This window comes from Mucilaginibacter ginsenosidivorans, assembly GCF_007971025.1.
Lineage (GTDB): Bacteria > Bacteroidota > Bacteroidia > Sphingobacteriales > Sphingobacteriaceae > Mucilaginibacter > Mucilaginibacter ginsenosidivorans.
The window spans coordinates 4,510,885-4,527,237 of the sequence record NZ_CP042436.1 but is presented as its reverse complement, the minus strand read 5'-3'; the positions used below and the strand labels follow the sequence as shown (position 1 = coordinate 4,527,237).

General features: G+C 44.3%; 18 protein-coding genes. 4 read left to right on the top strand and 14 right to left on the bottom strand.

Annotated features, from left to right (window positions below; all coding sequences use genetic code 11):
- Window positions 1-444 precede the first annotated feature (444 nt).
- From FRZ54_RS20575 to tgt, 3 genes are read right to left on the bottom strand one after another with little or no spacing between them, the layout of a single operon-like run.
- Window positions 445-1,344 (bottom strand): DMT family transporter, encoded by a 900-nt coding sequence (locus tag FRZ54_RS20575; protein ID WP_147033692.1) that lies wholly within the window; start codon window positions 1,342-1,344, stop codon window positions 445-447.
- Entirely contained in the window at window positions 1,345-2,448 is a 1,104-nt protein-coding gene (locus FRZ54_RS20570; RefSeq protein WP_147033691.1) for an LptF/LptG family permease, read from the bottom strand.
- A complete protein-coding gene (gene tgt / locus FRZ54_RS20565; protein ID WP_147033690.1) occupies window positions 2,449-3,579 on the bottom strand; it encodes a tRNA guanosine(34) transglycosylase Tgt in 1,131 nt (376 codons plus the stop codon).
- Window positions 3,580-3,739: 160 nt separating this feature from the next.
- Here tgt and FRZ54_RS20560 point away from each other — a divergent pair, with 160 nt between their 5' ends.
- From FRZ54_RS20560 to rsmG, 3 genes are read left to right on the top strand one after another with little or no spacing between them, the layout of a single operon-like run.
- Window positions 3,740-4,858, top strand: a complete 1,119-nt coding sequence (locus FRZ54_RS20560; protein WP_147033689.1) for a glycosyltransferase — start codon at window positions 3,740-3,742, stop codon at window positions 4,856-4,858.
- Entirely contained in the window at window positions 4,849-5,454 is a 606-nt protein-coding gene (locus tag FRZ54_RS20555) for an RNA polymerase sigma factor (protein WP_147033688.1), read from the top strand. Before FRZ54_RS20560 ends, FRZ54_RS20555 begins: the two co-directional genes overlap by 10 nt.
- Window positions 5,444-6,073: a 16S rRNA (guanine(527)-N(7))-methyltransferase RsmG gene (gene rsmG, locus FRZ54_RS20550; RefSeq protein ID WP_147033687.1), complete on the top strand. Its 630-nt coding sequence runs from the start codon at window positions 5,444-5,446 to the stop codon at window positions 6,071-6,073. The genes FRZ54_RS20555 and rsmG overlap by 11 nt, the downstream gene beginning before the upstream one ends.
- 29 nt (window positions 6,074-6,102) lie before the next feature.
- Here the strand turns inward: rsmG and FRZ54_RS20545 are convergent, their stop codons facing one another.
- The 4 genes from FRZ54_RS20545 to FRZ54_RS20530 form a co-directional block, all read right to left on the bottom strand.
- Window positions 6,103-6,498, bottom strand: coding sequence for a hypothetical protein (locus tag FRZ54_RS20545; RefSeq protein ID WP_147033686.1), 396 nt, complete (start codon window positions 6,496-6,498; stop codon window positions 6,103-6,105).
- 142 nt (window positions 6,499-6,640) lie between these two features.
- Window positions 6,641-8,404 (bottom strand): M56 family metallopeptidase, encoded by a 1,764-nt coding sequence (locus FRZ54_RS20540; protein WP_147033685.1) that lies wholly within the window; start codon window positions 8,402-8,404, stop codon window positions 6,641-6,643.
- A complete protein-coding gene (locus FRZ54_RS20535) occupies window positions 8,383-8,688 on the bottom strand; it encodes a hypothetical protein (protein ID WP_147033684.1) in 306 nt (101 codons plus the stop codon). The genes FRZ54_RS20540 and FRZ54_RS20535 overlap by 22 nt, the downstream gene beginning before the upstream one ends.
- Complete coding sequence (locus FRZ54_RS20530) at window positions 8,685-9,062, bottom strand: BlaI/MecI/CopY family transcriptional regulator (protein ID WP_147033683.1); 378 nt, start codon at window positions 9,060-9,062, stop codon at window positions 8,685-8,687. The genes FRZ54_RS20535 and FRZ54_RS20530 overlap by 4 nt, the downstream gene beginning before the upstream one ends.
- A 142-nt stretch (window positions 9,063-9,204) precedes the next feature.
- Between FRZ54_RS20530 and dprA the strand changes: the two genes are divergently transcribed.
- On the top strand, window positions 9,205-10,302 hold the full coding sequence (dprA, locus tag FRZ54_RS20525; protein ID WP_147033682.1) for a DNA-processing protein DprA: 1,098 nt from the start codon (window positions 9,205-9,207) through the stop codon (window positions 10,300-10,302).
- Here dprA and FRZ54_RS20520 read toward each other — a convergent pair.
- From FRZ54_RS20520 to FRZ54_RS20490, 7 genes are all read right to left on the bottom strand, one after another.
- Entirely contained in the window at window positions 10,299-10,778 is a 480-nt protein-coding gene (locus FRZ54_RS20520) for a SixA phosphatase family protein (RefSeq protein WP_147033681.1), read from the bottom strand. The genes dprA and FRZ54_RS20520 overlap by 4 nt on opposite strands.
- A 49-nt stretch (window positions 10,779-10,827) precedes the next feature.
- Complete coding sequence (locus FRZ54_RS20515) at window positions 10,828-11,442, bottom strand: outer membrane beta-barrel protein (protein ID WP_147033680.1); 615 nt, start codon at window positions 11,440-11,442, stop codon at window positions 10,828-10,830.
- A 94-nt stretch (window positions 11,443-11,536) separates the two neighbouring features.
- Window positions 11,537-12,505: a glycosyltransferase family 9 protein gene (locus FRZ54_RS20510; protein ID WP_147033679.1), complete on the bottom strand. Its 969-nt coding sequence runs from the start codon at window positions 12,503-12,505 to the stop codon at window positions 11,537-11,539.
- A gap of 4 nt (window positions 12,506-12,509) precedes the next feature.
- Window positions 12,510-13,013 carry a D-glycero-beta-D-manno-heptose 1-phosphate adenylyltransferase gene (gene rfaE2, locus FRZ54_RS20505; protein WP_147033678.1) on the bottom strand — a complete coding sequence of 168 codons (504 nt, stop codon included), beginning with the start codon at window positions 13,011-13,013 and terminating at the stop codon, window positions 12,510-12,512.
- A 53-nt stretch (window positions 13,014-13,066) separates the two neighbouring features.
- Window positions 13,067-13,621 carry a D-sedoheptulose 7-phosphate isomerase gene (gmhA, locus tag FRZ54_RS20500; RefSeq protein WP_147033677.1) on the bottom strand — a complete coding sequence of 185 codons (555 nt, stop codon included), beginning with the start codon at window positions 13,619-13,621 and terminating at the stop codon, window positions 13,067-13,069.
- 27 nt (window positions 13,622-13,648) lie between these two features.
- The gene (rfaE1, locus tag FRZ54_RS20495; RefSeq protein ID WP_147033676.1) at window positions 13,649-14,626 is read right to left on the bottom strand and encodes a D-glycero-beta-D-manno-heptose-7-phosphate kinase; all 978 of its coding nucleotides are present in this window, start codon (window positions 14,624-14,626) and stop codon (window positions 13,649-13,651) included.
- A 1-nt stretch (window position 14,627) separates the two neighbouring features.
- Entirely contained in the window at window positions 14,628-16,313 is a 1,686-nt protein-coding gene (locus tag FRZ54_RS20490) for a DNA polymerase/3'-5' exonuclease PolX (protein WP_147033675.1), read from the bottom strand.
- Window positions 16,314-16,353: the final 40 nt, after the last annotated feature.

Here is a 16,353-nt window from a genome sequence, read left to right as displayed (position 1 = left end):
TAATATTAATTAATATACTCACTATTAATATATTAATGTACAAATTTTTACTCATGTTAGCTATTTGCTAATTTAATTAGCATTTTTACATTTAAGTTAGATCGAATTTGTTAAACTATTTAATGATATAAACAATGTAAATATCAGATTAACAATTTAATAAAATTATTATGGTACTTTTGTAAGCGTACTTTTTATTTGATTATTTCTCTTAAAAATCAAGCATTCACGCTGGTTTATGTCAATAATTAATTGGTAATATTAAATACACTAAGTCTGCTTGATATTTTGCCTGTGAGCGATCGGAATTGCGCCGTCGAGGTTGGAGTAACCTCCTAAATAAAGTCGCTTAAATCGCTTTAAATTAAGCCTGGCAGGTCGCGTAAAAATGGCGGCGCCCTACCCTATCGCAAAGATAACGTATACAAAAATTTAGAATTGAGGCTATTTTTTTCTTCTCGTCAGTTGTTTTTGCGCGACAGGAAACAGGAAGATGGTAGATAGAATGATGACCGCGCCGACCCAAAAACCTGTCGTCATTTTATTCATATCACCAAAAAAAAGGAACGACATGATAATGCCATAAACGGGTTCGAGGTTAGTTATAAGCGCAACGCGAAAAGGGGAGAGTTCGCGCATTACCGATACGCCGGCCACGTAGGCGAGCGAAGTACAGACGGTGCCAAGCAGGAAAAGATAACCGAAATCGGAACGGCTAAGGGCCATCGACTGGCCGAACCCATTGGTAAAAAGCAGGTAGATTGATATCCATACAAAGGCGCCCGAAAGCTCGTAAAATGCAATGACTGGTGCCTGGTAATGCCGTACCTGCCGGGCGTTGATGATTGAAAACAGGCTGGCGCAAACCGCGCATACGAGCCCGGCTATGATACCCTTAGTGTATTGTGTTTCAAATTTGAAGATGACGAATATACCCAGGATGATGAGCAGGCCCGAAATGATCTCGAGACCAGATATCCTTTTTTTATTGATGAGCGGCTCCAGTATAGCGGTGAATAAAGTGAGCGACGAGAAGCACACCAGGGCCACGGAAACCGTAGATAATTTAATGGACAAAAAGAACAATATCCAATGTGCCCCCACCAGCGCACCAGTAAAGATGAGCTTAAAAAACGTGGCTTTACTTACTTTGAATTCCGTTCGGTTGAAGCGGAAATAAAAGAATAATGACAGGGAAGCGATGAGTACGCGGTACCATACCAGGTGAACTGCCGATACGCTGATCAGTTTACCGAGTATACCTGTGAACCCCCAGATAAAAACGGTAAAATGCAGAATAACCAGGTTTTTGTTGAGCGTTGCCGGTGCGGTTTCGGGTGGCATTTACTTTGGCGCTTTTAATAACAGAACGTAGCCCAATATACCAAACAATACATTAGGTACAAATACTGATAATAACGCCGGCGCGCCGCCTTTTGTAGAGAAAACCAATGCAAACCTTTCGACCACGATATAAGCGAAACAAAGCAGGATGCCGATACCAAGGGGCAGTCCTATCCCTCCGCGCACCTTACGCGACGACATGGAAACGCCGATGAGCGTAAGTACGAAGGTAGATAACGGGTACACGAAGCGATTGTACTTTTCAAATTCCATGTCCATGAGTTCGCCCGTACCACGTAGTTTAGCCTTTTCTATATTTTTGTTGAGAAGTTGGGTCGACATGGCGCTGTAAGCATTGTCCCTGATCTCGAAGTCCACGGGCTTCATATCCAGCGTGGTATCTTTAGCAGCACCATGCCATATCATCGATTCCTTTAAACCGTTAATACGGCGCAGGCTATAGTTTTTTAGGGTCCATTTCCGTTTGAGCGAATCGTATGAAATATTCTGAGCCACCCATTTTTCGGTCATGGTATCGCCGTTAAACTTCTCCATGATAAACTCAAATCCTGTTTTAGTGGAATTATCGAATGATTTCACAAAAACGAAAGTATGCTTATCCAGTTGCATGTGTACCTCGCTTTTGGACGGATCGCTGCCATCGCTAAAATTTTTATTCTCGAAATCAACTTTTAACCTGTTGGTGAAAGGGATAAGATAAACATTAGCAAACAGTGACACAACAAATATCAGCGAAGCGGAAACAAAATAGGGCCGTAAGAACCGGGCAAAACTCGCCTTTGAACTTAATATAGGTACAATTTCCGTTTGATTGGCCATCCGTGCGGTGAACAGGATAACCGCGATGAAATTGATCAGAGGCTCGAGCAGGTTCAAATAAAAAGGGATGAAGCCTGCGTAATATTTGAAAGCAATATCGTGCAAACTTGCCCCCGATTTCAAAAAATTGTCGATGTGTTCGGCAATGTCAAAAACAACGGTAATAACGGTAAATATGCCCAGCGTAAATACAAAAGTGCCCAGGTACTTATTGATAATATACCAGTCGATCACCTTAAGATATTTGCTGAACAATCGCTTCATTTACAATCGTTGGCCCAGGCGTTTAACCATTTTTTCTTTCCAGTCATAAAATTCGCCGGCTATTATTTTCTTGCGTGCTTCTTTCACCAGCCACAGGTAAAAATGCAGGTTATGCAAAGTAGCTATCTGTGCGCCCAAAATTTCTCCCGAATGCACCAGGTGACGAAGATAAGCTTTTGTATAACATACATCCGCAAACAGGTCGCTGTCGGCCTCGATCGGCGTAAAATCGTTTTTCCACTTCTCGTTACGGATATTGATGATGCCCTCTTTTGTGAAAAGCATACCATTACGGGCATTGCGCGTGGGCATCACACAGTCGAACATATCAATACCTAACGCAATATTTTCCAAAATATTTACCGGCGTACCTACGCCCATCAGGTAACGTGGTTTTTGCTTTGGTAATATATCGCACACAACTTCTGTCATGGCATACATTTCCTCAGCGGGTTCGCCCACAGATAATCCGCCAATGGCATTGCCTTCGCGTTCAAATGATGCGATAACTTCTGCCGATCTTACCCGCAGATCTTTATAAACTGATCCCTGCACAATAGGAAAGAGCGTTTGGCTATATCCGTATTTAGGTTCGGTGCTATCGAAACGGTCGCAGCAGCGTTTTAGCCAGCGATGTGTCATCTCTATGGATTTTCGCGCATAGCCGTATTCGCAGGGGTAGGGTGTGCATTCGTCCAGCGCCATGATAATATCTGCGCCGATGATTCGCTGGGTATCCATCACATTTTCTGGCGTGAACAAATGTTTTGAACCATCGATATGCGAACGAAAAGTGACACCTTCTTCTTTTATTTTACGCACATCGGTAAGGGAATACACCTGGTATCCGCCGCTGTCCGTAAGGATAGGGCCGTCCCATCCGTTAAATTTATGCAGTCCGCCTGCTTTTTCAAGCGTGTCAAGCCCCGGCCTCAGGTAAAGATGGTAGGTGTTGCCCAATATGATCTGCGCTTCAATGTCGTTCTTCAGTTCACGCTGGTGCACAGCTTTAACCGTCCCGGCGGTACCTACCGGCATAAAAATAGGTGTTTGTATAGCACCGTGATCGGTTGTGATCTCACCCGCGCGGGCTTTTGAAAGCGGGTCCTGTGCAGTTAAATTAAATTTCATTTCGAGGGGGCAAAATTAGTCATTTATGTTGATTAAGTCGATCGGGTTGGATAAGTCGGATCGTTTTGCGTCTAACTGGCTTAACCATTTCAACTTAATCTAAATTTCAACTTAATCTTTCACTGATTTTTAACAACTTTGCCTGATATTACGATCTGATTTGGAAGCATATTTACCCGGAACTTTACTCGCATTATTATTTATTTGCTTTATAGTCCAGCTATATTATCTCGTTTATTATCATCGCCGGCTGGCCGCCTATGAACCACTTGCCGAACTGAAAAAAAGCAATATCCCTATCTCTGTCATTATCAGTGCGCGTAACGAAGAACAAAACCTTGCAGATAACCTTCCCGCTATCTTAGAGCAGGATTATCCCGACTTTGAAGTGGTAGTTGTCAACGACTGCTCGCTCGACGAATCGGAACAGGTTTTAAAGGAATTATGCGCTAAGTACAAACACCTGAAAGTAGCGGTTGTAACAGAAAACGACCGTTTTAAAACCGGGAAGAAGTTTGCTTTGACCATGGGCATAAAGGCAGCGAAGAACGAGCACCTGTTATTTACAGACGCCGATTGTAAACCCGCCTCGCCAAACTGGATCAGCCGCATGGCCGTAAATTTTGAAGGACCTGCAGAAATTGTGTTGGGGTACTCGCCATATTCCGGCACGGGTGGTTTTCTGAATGCTTTTATCCGCTTTGAAACTATCCGGACCGCCATCAACTATTTATCGGCGGCTTTGGCCGGCAATGCCTATATGGGTATAGGACGCAACCTGGCTTATACCAAAACGTTATTCTTTAAAAATAAAGGGTTTGCATCGCATATGCACGTCATGTCGGGCGATGACGACCTGTTTGTGAATGAAAATGCCACACCGGAAAATACGGCCATAGAGATACATCCCGAAGCTTTTACCTACAGTAAGGCGAAAGAATCCGTTTCGGCTTTGTACCGGCAGAAACGCCGCCACATGGGCGTGGGGAAAATGTACCGGAACAAACACCGCCGCATGTTGAGTTTTGATGCCCTTTCCGGATTCTTTTTTTATATCTTAGTAGTCATCAGTTTAATATTGACCCACGACCCGTTGCTGGCCCTGGGGTTGCTCTTATTCAGAATAATAACCCAATTAATTTTATACTATAAAATATTCAGGAAACTGGACGGCAAAAATTTAATATGGTATTTGCCCTTCTTTGACCTTGTTTATTACGTTTATTTAAATATTTTTGGATTGATAGGTACTTTTATAAAAACTACGCAGTGGAAATAAACGCAAACTTTACCGAGAACGCTAAGAACGACTTCTACCTTGTGGTAAAAGCCCGCGAAGGAAACCAAAAGGCGTATGCCGACCTGATGCACCGTTACAAGGATTCCATCTATTTTATGGCCCTGAAGATGGTCAATAATAAAGAGGATGCCATGGACCTGACGGTAGAAACGTTTGCGAAGGCGTTCGAAAAACTGGACAAATACCAGCCCGATTATGCTTTCAGTACCTGGCTGTTCCGCGTTGCAACTAATAACTGTATCGATTTCATCCGCAAAAAAAAGCTGAATACCATGTCTATTCACGGTATGGTGGACGATGATGGCGAAGAAAAAACATTGCAGATAAAAGCCGACGTGCTAAACCCCGAAGAGACGTCGATAAAAAAACAGCAAACACAGGAGTTAAAGGTGCTTATAGAGGGTCTGCCTCCGCGCTACCGCAACCTGATAACCCTGCGGTATTTTGATGAACTGTCCTATGAGGAAATAGCGATGCAGCTCGACCTTCCGCTGGGAACTGTAAAAGCGCAGCTTTTCAGGGCAAGGTACCTGCTGGGTAATATCATAAACCGCTTTAACCGGGATGACATCTGATATCATCTTTAAATATTTCTCCGACTTAACATCCCGGCAAAAGGAGCAATACGAACAACTGCCCGGGTTATATAATTACTGGAACAGCCAGATCAATGTAATATCGCGCAAGGATATCGATTTGCTGTTTGAACGGCACGTGCTGCATTCATTAGGGATAGCTAAAGTAATGCCATTCATGCCCGGTGAACGCGTGCTGGACGTAGGGACAGGGGGAGGGTTCCCGGGAGTTCCGTTAGCCATTATGTTTCCTGGAACACAATTTTTCCTGGTGGATTCCATCGGCAAAAAGATCAAAGTGGTTAACGAAGTGGCAAAAGCGATCGGGTTAAAAAACCTTAAAGCCGAACATATCCGCGCCGAGCAGGTACCCGGCAAATTTGATTTTGTGGTATCGAGGGCGGTAACACAGCTAAAGGAGTTTTATCCCTGGGTAAAAGGAAAATTTAACCGGGAGTCAAAAAATATACTGCGCAACGGCATCCTTTACCTCAAAGGCGGCGATCTGCAACAGGAAATTGCCGAATCAAAGCTGGTTGTGAGCCAATACCACCTGAAAGATTATTTTGCCGGGGAGTTTTTCGAGACCAAGCAGGTGATCTATGCAGAGGGTGCCTGACCAACTTAAATACTTATCCCAAACCCCGGCTAAATAATCGGCTGCGTTACTTTTTTTGCCGCAGGCTTTGTCGATCTTTTTGCTTTGCTTTTTGTCGATTTATGCGTGGTTTTGGCAGTTGCCTTTGGTTTTACAGGATCTGGTGGTGGTGGTGGTGGCGGCGGCTCGTCATGTTTTTTGTCCTCAACCTCGGTGGTATTATTGTTATCCGGGTTATCTTTCTTCTTCTTTTTAAATATGTTGATCTTGTCAAGCATTTCCTTCAGCGACTTATGCTTAGGGTGCGGCGGCGGTTCGGGATGCTTACGGGAACTGTCCTGCGCAAAAACATTCCCCGAAAAAACTATTAAACATAAACCGATGGAAAAGATGACGAGGTATTTAGGGATAAGTTTGAATCCCCATTCCTTTCTGCACTGTGACATGGCTTTAACGTGTTAAATTTTTTTGGTAATGCCAATTTATCAAAATTTAATTAAATAATAAAAGCATTACATCACAGCATGTTATGCAAAAAAAAATGCCGGGTTTAACGCCCGGCAATATTACATATGTAAAGGTTCTGTGTTATTCGTCTTTCACAAAGCCAACTATCTCAACATTTCCGGCACAGTCTTTATTAGCGGTTAAGGCAAGATATTCGCCTGAAGGTAACCAGGTACGGGTATGCTTTTCGTTAATTAAATTAAATTGAATAATAAAAAAATAGGTACCCGGGGCCCTGTTCACCGTATCGGTATAAGCGTTCATTTGCCGGTTTACCTCATCTGCAAACAGGGGCATCGCGTTGTTCTTTATTTTAACGCCCGAAATTTTGCGGTCTGCACCTGTAGTAAACTCCACTATTACATTGCCAACAATTTTCTGGTCGAAATATTTTGTGGGATATCTCAGGTGACGTCCCAGGTACGTATAAAGCGTGCGACCCCCGGAAAAAAAGACAGAGGGTGGTGGCAGTTTATTGGCAGGTTGCTGAATTTGCTCATCGATCTGTGATTTGATCTGGCCTTTGATCCTGGCATGATTTCCCCCGACGATAGAATCAATTTTACCTTTGATAGTTGTATTAATCTTCTGACGGACCGCCGTGTCGGGCTTTTTGCTCAAGCTTTTCAGTGTGCCGGGTTTGGGGAAAGTTATTTTTGGGCTGTTCACGTAAAGCAGTTTTTTTGTATCGTCGGCGCCTACAAAGATGATCCGGCCTGATCTTATTAATTCATCAATTTTAAAAGTAGTGGTCGTTCCTGCTCCGGGCGTAGCATCCAATTTCCTTAATGAGATTTGCAGTAGTGATTCATTTCCACTCTTGTGATCGACAAAGTCCATTTTATAACCCCTTTGGCGGAATTTCGATGCCATGTCGCTAAGCGTTTTATAAGTATAGTTTCCCGGATCTATCATAAAACCTATTGATCCTTTGCTTAAAACGGGGATTTTATTTCCATCGTCCGGTTTCACTGTAATTGGAAATTTGATTTCCGGGTAGCTACCTGTATCGTAACTATTTACTATTTCAATTTTGATGTTGTAATTTTTAAGTAGTCGTGCTGCATCTGCATTTGTTAGGTTCTGTACATTATAAATGCCGGTTTTGTCTTTACCTTCTTTTATTGACACCTTGTCGGTAATGGCACTTATGGTACCCTGGGTCACTTTCAGTCTTTTTAAATTGTCTCCAGCACTTCTGTCTAACGCATCTGTCCCTTGCGTGGCTGCCTTGGCCGGAGCAATATCGACGCATTCATAGGTTTTGGCGAACGCCAAAGTAGACACCGCAATACAACCAGCGGTTAAGGGCAACATTAACAGGTATTTCAGCCTTGCCGGGCTACCCGATCTTTTTTGATGAAGCATCATTATTCGTTTTTTGAGTAAGCTTTTATTGAAAAGGTTATTGGTTAGTTGATTCCCCGGTAAGCCATAGGCATTGTTTACCAAAAACTCGGTATAGCTGTCAATTGAAACCGTACTGCCCGCTACGGCATCGTCAGCTATATATTCGTGCAACTCTTTTATGCTGAATTGCAGCAAATACGCCACCGGGTTAAACCAGTTAATGATGCTGATGAGCTCGAAGTAAACAATATCCCAGCTGTGTTTCTGCCTGACGTGTACCATTTCATGAGCAACTACGGTCTCAGAAGACGCTAAGCCTGAGCCTATGAAAAGGTAATTGAAAAAGGAAAATGCGCCCTTTTCATCATCGGTTTTAACCAGGGTCAGGTCATTTAACTTACTGGCCGATTGATGACGGGACAACCTTATGAGTTTGTAAATTTTGATGCCCAGGTTTAGGAGAAGGCACAGCACTACTGACAAGTATATGGCCATATAAATATCCTCCGTGGTCCATGTATTGCCAGTGAGGGGGGTGCGGCATTTATTTCGGAAAAATCGATCTGCTGTATGGTTAACCGGCCGGCCGGTGCGGGTGAGAGCTGCGGTTTAAGGATACCGGCCTGCACAAACGGAATGATAAACGCCAACCCGCTGCTGAAAAGCAGGTATATCCTGTTGTACTGATACCACGTTTCGCGGCGGAGTACAAGATAATAGAACCCAAAAAAGATGATAAGGTATAGGTTTGATTCGAGCAAGTAATGCAGCCAGTTCATGATCTTTTGTTTTTAAGTTTTTCGGCCAGTTTGGTTATTTCTTCCAGTTCCTGAAGGGTCAGGTTCTTTTCATTCACAAGGAACGATACCAGGCTTTGATAGGAGTTACTGAAGTAATTTTTCATCATTTTATCGAAAGTGAATTTTTTATAGTCATCCTCGCTGATGAGCGGAAAGTACACGTGTGAATTCCCGTAGGCTTTATGATCAATAAACCCTTTTCCTTCCAGCACCCGTACCACGGTTGATACCGTATTGTAAGCGGGCTTAGGCTCGGGCATTTTTTCCAGCATATCTTTAACAATTCCCTCTTTCAATTGCCACAAAATCTGCATCACTTGTTCTTCTGCTTTGGTTAATTCTTTCATTTTCATTGCAAACTATTTTTATAGTTGAGTAAAGGTAAAACTATTTTTGTAGTTTGCAAACTATTTTTATAGTTCTTTAATAATATTTTTTGCTAAAAATTTGAGCAAAGTTAAATTTTGTATATTTTAGCTGTGTATATCTAAATCTATGTCACTTCTGCACCAGATCGGTTTAACTTTATTGAGGAATATTGGCCCTGCATCGGCCAAAGCCTTACTTTCCCATTTTGGCGATGCCGAACAGATATTCAAAACACCCCGGGCCAAACTGCTCAAAGTGCACGGCATCGGTGCCAAAAGAACTGATATTTTCGACCTGACTGATGTACTGTATCGTGCGGAAGAGGAGATACGCTTTATAGAAAACAACGATATCAAACCAATTTTTTATACCGACGAAGCTTATCCCAAACGATTGAAAAACTGCATCGACAGCCCTGTATTGCTGTATGCGAAGGGTGATATGAACCTTAATACAAAACATGTAGTGAGCATTGTTGGTACCCGGAGGGCAACCGATTATGGCAGGCAACTTTGTAAACAATTGGTTGAAGAATTACAGCAGTATAATGTTTTGGTGGTAAGCGGCCTTGCCGCCGGCATAGATACGGCCGCCCATAAGGAAAGCATGAAACAGGGTCTGCAAACCGTTGGCGTTTTGGGCCACGGGCTTGAGATGATGTACCCGGCCGCTAATCGCGCCACGGCGCAGAAGATGATGGAGAATGGCGGGATATTGACCGAATATCCTTCGGGCACCATAGCCGATGCTAAAAATTTCCCGCAACGTAACCGTATTGTAGCCGGCATGGCCGATGCTACCGTGGTAATTGAGGCGAGCATAAAAGGCGGGGCGCTGATCACTGCCGAAATAGCTAATTCGTACGACCGGGACGTATTTGCTTTCCCGGGCAGGATAGATGACGAATATTCGGAAGGATGTAATTTCCTGGTCCGGAATAATAAGGCAGCATTACTTACCTGTGCAGCCGACCTGGCTTACAGCCTGGGCTGGGAGCGGAGCGGTGATATAAAGCCGAAACAACAATTAGCCTTACCGATGGACCTGACAGTGGACGAAAGAGTGATCTTTGATATTATTCATCAGCATAAGTCGCCATTGGCAATTGATGACCTAACTCTTAAGACTAATATGCCTGTGAGCCAGCTGGCAATGAACCTGCTGAATATGGAAATGCAGGGATATATACGTTCGCTGCCGGGTAAAACCTACATCCTTAATTAATCCTCCTTTGGAATGCTGTACCATTTGACGGTACCCATGCCCGCGCTTATCATTTCCCAGCTATCCATTTCGAATTCGATCAGTGCAATTGCGCAGGTTGGAAAATCGACGAGTTGACCAGTGAGATAATGGATAACCTGCTCCATCGCAGGATTGTGTCCCACAAGGCCGACAAAATCGAACTTATCGTCAAATCCGTTGATCAGGTTCACCAGCGTAAGACGGCTGGCTTCGTATATCCTGATATCTTCCTTCGGCTTCGATAACGATAAAAACTGGGTGAAAATATCTGCGGTGCTGAGTGTGCGCAGGGCAGGGCTGGTGAACAGTTTTTGAGGGATGATCTTTTCTGCCAGAAGTCTTTCGGCCATAAACTCAGCATCCTTGATGCCCGATTTCCTCAAGGGTCTTTCGAAGTCGTCATAACTAAGGTCGTGAACGGCTTTGGCGTGACGTATTAAAAGAAGCTTTTTCATTAATTAGCTCATATGGTACTAAGATAATACCATATGAGCTGAAATAGTTTTATTTGATAAAATAACTTAACGAAAAGCTGAGTACCTGGTTCTTGGTTTTCAGGTTTACGCCGGCATCGTCGTTGGAGAGGTTGGCTAAGCCCAGGCCATAATTGATGTTAAGTGCGAAGCCCTGGCTAAATTGATAGCCCGCCAAAAAGTTAACGCCGTAATCCGGATTTTTAACATCTTCAGAAGTACTGCCGAAATGCACAGTTTCTTTAGTTCCGTCAGCATCGGTTCCACTGGCTGAAATACCGTAACCAAAGTAAGGGCCCCCACCAAAAAATACTTTCCCGTCGCCCGCAGGAACTTTGTACAGGAAATTTACCGGGATCTCGATGTAATTCAGAGTGACTTTGCTGGTGCCGCCTTCGGATGAGCTTTTGCCACCTTTTGAACTGAACAGAACGCCCGGCTGAAAAGAAAAATTGTCGGTTCCTATATCGACCAATCCGCCGATGTGAAATCCAACCAATGACTCTGTTGATACGGACCCGCCCGTAGCAGAAACCGTTAACTTTGACGAATTGATACCGGCCTTAATACCAAAGGTTGTAGTGGTTTGGGCGAATGTTGCCAGGGAAGCCACACAAAGGGCTACGAGTAAAAGTGTTTTTTTCATGACTAATTTAGGTTGTGAAAAATTTAGGTTAAATATTTACATCAAAACTAATAATTTAATTTAATAAAAGAAAATGCCGGATTTGGATATACCGCTAATGGCGATTGGCAAAGCCGGCAACGACGTCATCGGGTATATCTTTCATGCATTTAAAGTGCCCGAGCGGGCACTTTTCGAGACCGAATTTAGAGCACGGCCGGCACGAGAGTTCAACGCCTATAACCTCCGCATCTTTTACCATATAAGGCTGAACACCCAGCAATTCGGGTACCGTGCCGCCCCAGATAGACCCGATCGGATTATTAAAGGCCTCCGCTATATGCGTTAAACCGGTATCAAAACCAAGCACTTTTGATGCTTTCGAAACCAAAAAAACCGATTCATCAAGGGTAGTCATACCACAGGCGTTGTAAATATTGCCGCCAATTGCTGATGCTATTTCATTGCCGTTTGCTTTTACATCCTCGCCGCCAAGGAGGATAATCGGCCGTTCGATCTTTCTGCAAATGCTGATGATCTTATCGTTTGGCATACGTTTGGTAAAATGCGTGGCGCCAATAACAAATGCGATATAATCGTCCTGGTGCGTTGCCGGCAGCAGTTTTTTAAGATCGTGCTGTGCTTTGACATAGTAGTCGATCGGTTTGCCGTCGTTGGTTACTCCAAGGAATTTCACAGCTTTCAGGTAACGTTCCACCAGGTGTACCGGCTCTACCAGTTTCAACCTGAGTTTCAAGCTCAGCCATTTGCGCACCGGTTGTTTTTTATACGAGGACGATTTGATGCCCGTTCTTAATTTGATAATAGCCGTGCGCAAGTTATTGTGCAGGTCGATAATGTAATCATAGCCTTCCGCTCTGATTTCAGCTATAGTTTCGGATAATTCGGACTTTAAAAGCAGCAGTTTATCCAGGTACGGATTATTGTCGTAAATATATTTGAAAGCCGGTTTGGTGAGGAAATGTATTTCTGCATTTGGCAATTGGGTTTTAAGACATCGTACCACGGGTGTAGTATAAATGATGTCGCCCATCGAACTGAACCGGATGACCAATATTTTCATGCGCTCAGCTTACCTGTTTTCTTATTTTCTGTATGATAGAGCTGGAAGAATAACCTTCAACAAAATCGATCGTTTTTACTTCGCCGCCGTTTGCGATCACTTCTTTTGAACCTACGATATTTTCAACCGCATAATCTGCGCCTTTTACCAGAATATCGGGCATCAATGTAGTGATCAGGTTAATGGGTGTATCCTCGCCGAACAGAACGACCGCATCAACAAAGAACAAGGCAGCCAACAATGCCGCGCGGCTGTTCTCGTCATTTATAGGACGGCCTTCTCCCTTGATCCGTTTTACAGAGCTATCCGAATTTAAGCCGATTATCAGCTTATCTCCCAATTCAGCTGCTTTGGCCAGGTAGGTGACATGCCCTATGTGAAGCAGATCGAACACACCATTGGTAAAAACTATCTTTTTGCCCTCGTTTTTCCATGCTGCAACTGTAGTCTTCAGTTTTTGAAGATCGCTTATTTTACCGAGTAGCTTTTTTTCGAAGTTGTCGTTCATGGTTTGATCTTAAACCTGGAGCTTTATAAGCTTCGCGAGTTTTTCCTGTCGTTTTAAAATACATCGTCGGCGGCCTTGCACAAAATATGGCCGATAAGGATGTGCATTTCCTGTATGCGTGCAGTAACGTCAGACGGCACAATAATATTCAGATCGCAAAGGCCATTCATTTTGCCTCCATCCCTGCCTGAAAGGCCCAGTGTTTTACACCCCAATTTGGTGGCCGCTTCAAAGGCATTCAATATGCCCTGGCTGTTGCCGCTGGTGGATATCCCAATAAACAAATCCCCGGTACGACCGAGGGCCTCAACCTGCCTCGAAAAAACGTGATCATAACCATAATCGTTGGCAATAGAGGTGAGGGCAGACGTATCTGTGGTTAATGCTATTCCGGGCAATGCCCTGCGGTCGCGTACGAACCGCCCGCTCAGTTCGGCCGCTATGTGCTGGGCATCGGCAGCGCTACCGCCGTTACCGGCAATCAGTACCTTGGAGCCACTTTTTAGCACGGAGACCATCATTTCACAAGCTTGGGCAATATCATCCTCAAGCGTATCTATCACTTTCTGTATCAGTTGCTGATGGTCCTTTAATTCTTCAATAATCATGTCTTGCTGTAAACTAATCACTAATCACTAATCACCAATATCGGCAATAATTTCGTCAATTGTGGTTGTGGCGCTGCCGACGCGCCGTATGACAATAGCCGCGGCATGGTTAGCCAGCTCGCAGGACTCTTCAATACTTAAACCCGATGCAATAAAATAGGCCATCGTGGCCAAAACCGTGTCGCCCGCGCCGGTGACATCAAAAACAGCGGTAGCCTTTGTTGGCAATAACTTATGTGTTAATTCATCCAGTATAATAATGCCCTCGTCCGAAAGCGTGACCACAAGGTATTCGGCATCTGTTTGTTTAAGCACTACCCTTGCCGCTTTTTGCAGGTCATCTATATTTTTTACCTGCCCGGTCTTTGCGGCTTCGGCCAGTTCCTTGCGGTTAGGCTTAATGATAAATGCGCCTTTATATTTGCCGTAATCGAACCCTTTTGGGTCGACGATCACTTTTTTGTTTTTACTATTTGCGAGCTTTATCAGTCGTTGAGTAAACCCTTCCGAAAACAGGCCCTTTCCATAATCGGAAAAAAGTACGATATCCACTTCATTAATGTGATGGTCCAGTTTGCCGGCCAGTTCATCCTCCAGTTCGCTACGTATAGGGTCGGTAATTTCCCGGTCGATACGCACCAATTGGTGGCTGCCTGCCAATACCCGCGTTTTTACCGTTGTGGGGCGATTTTGGTCAACAATAATTGCATCGGTCTCCAAATTTTCTGCCCTCATTATCTCTTTCAGCTTTGCTCCAAAGCTGTCGTTGCCCACCACGCCGCTCAAGGTTACCTCCGCACCCAAAGCAACAAGGTTTTGCGCCACATTCGCCGCGCCGCCAAGCGTAGTCGATTCGCTTTTTACGTTGACAATCGGTACCGGCGCCTCGGGCGATAGCCGCGAAGCGTCGCCCCACACATAATGATCGATCATCAGGTCACCGATTACCAATACGGCAGGCGGCGTTTGTGTTTGTTGTATGCGACGTACTTTTTCTACCAGCATTTCAGGCTATTACTTTATTCTTTTTGGTTTCGAATATCTTTTTTATTTCTTCCAAAGTAAACGCATTAAGGCACATTTCCTTATTCAAACCGCCTTTCCTGGCGGCCAGTACACCATAATGCATATCCAGGAAGCCTTCGTTCCGGTGCGCATCAGGATTGATGGAAAGCATAACGCCTTTATCCAAAGCGTATTGGTGCCAGTGCCAGTCAAGATCGAGGCGTAACGGGTTGGCGTTAATTTCTATCACTACGTTGTTTACAGCGCAGGCATCTATCACTTTTTTAAAATCGAGGTCGTAACCTTTGCGGCTCAATAACAGCCTGCCTGTAGGGTGGCCCAATATGGTGGTATATGGATTTTCAATTGCTTTTATTACACGCGCGGTTGCTTTTTCCTTTTCCATTTTCAGGTTGGAATGAACGGAAGCTACAATAAAGTCGAACCGGGCCAGTATTTCTTCAGGGTAATCCAGCGAACCATCGTTTAAGATATCCGATTCAATGCCTTTGAAAATATGGAATCCATTTAACTTGCTATTCAGGCTATCTATTTCTTCGTGTTGCTGCAAAACCTGTTCAATACTTAAACCTTTTGCATAAAAAGCGCTTCGGCTATGGTCGCACATCCCCAAATATTCCAGTTTTAACTGGTCGCGGCAGTAAAGCGCCATTTCTTCCGGCGTATTCACGCCGTCGCTCCAGGTGCTGTGATTGTGCAGGGTGCCTTTCAGGTCGGCGTAAGTTATCAATGCCGGAAGATTGTTAGCGGCAGCTTTCCCGATAAATGTGTCCCCTTCGCGTAATTCGGGTGGTATCCATGCAAGACCAGCCTTTTGATAAATGGCTTCTTCGCTTTCTGCATCGGAAATATTTCCGGTTATCCGTGCGGTTACTGCATCAACATGCTCGGCGGTCCCTGTTTGTTTGAATAGTTCGGAATAAAATGATGGCGATGAAGTGACATCTATTCTTACCAATAACTTGTTTTCTGTCTCTCCGGTAATGCCATTGCCGGTAGCTGCAATATCATTCAAAAGGGTTGATCCGGACAGTTCGGCTATGCCTGGTGCTGTATCGGCCGTACCCGCCAAAAAGGAGAGTTCGGTAATGATCTCACTGCAACGGCGGTACTCCCCGGTAAAACTCACGTTCGCTCCGGGTAAAAGCGCGCTTATCTTTTTAAAGAGGTCGCCGGCCTCAGCCTCAACCCTGGCGTACAGGAATTTGCCATTGCTGGCCATCCTGAACTCGATGACCTTTGCTATTTCCTCCTGGGTTTTTAGCCCGAAGCCTTTTGCCTCTATCAGCCTGTTTTCGTTACAGGCATAGTAAAGCTCGCCGACGGTTTCGATACCGAGATCCTTCCAAATCGTAACGATCTTTTTTGGTCCGATGCCTTTTATCCCAAGCATTTCAACAATACCTTCGGGAGTGGCGTCCAAAAGAGTTTGCATCTCGGCAATGTGCCCTGTCTCGATCAATTCAACAATTTTGCCTGCCGTACTTTTGCCAATGCCGTCTATCTTTTCCATCTCGGCTTGGCTTTTCTTCGCGATAGGGTAGGAAAGCTTATCTACTTTGAACGCAGCGTTTGCCAGCGACTTTATCTTGAACGGATTTTCATCGTGCAATTCCATCAGCTGCGATAAAAGTCGGAGGGTGCGGGCTATTGGTTTATTTTCCATTGATCAAGCCCGTAAAAGTACAAATAGTTCATGGTTCGTG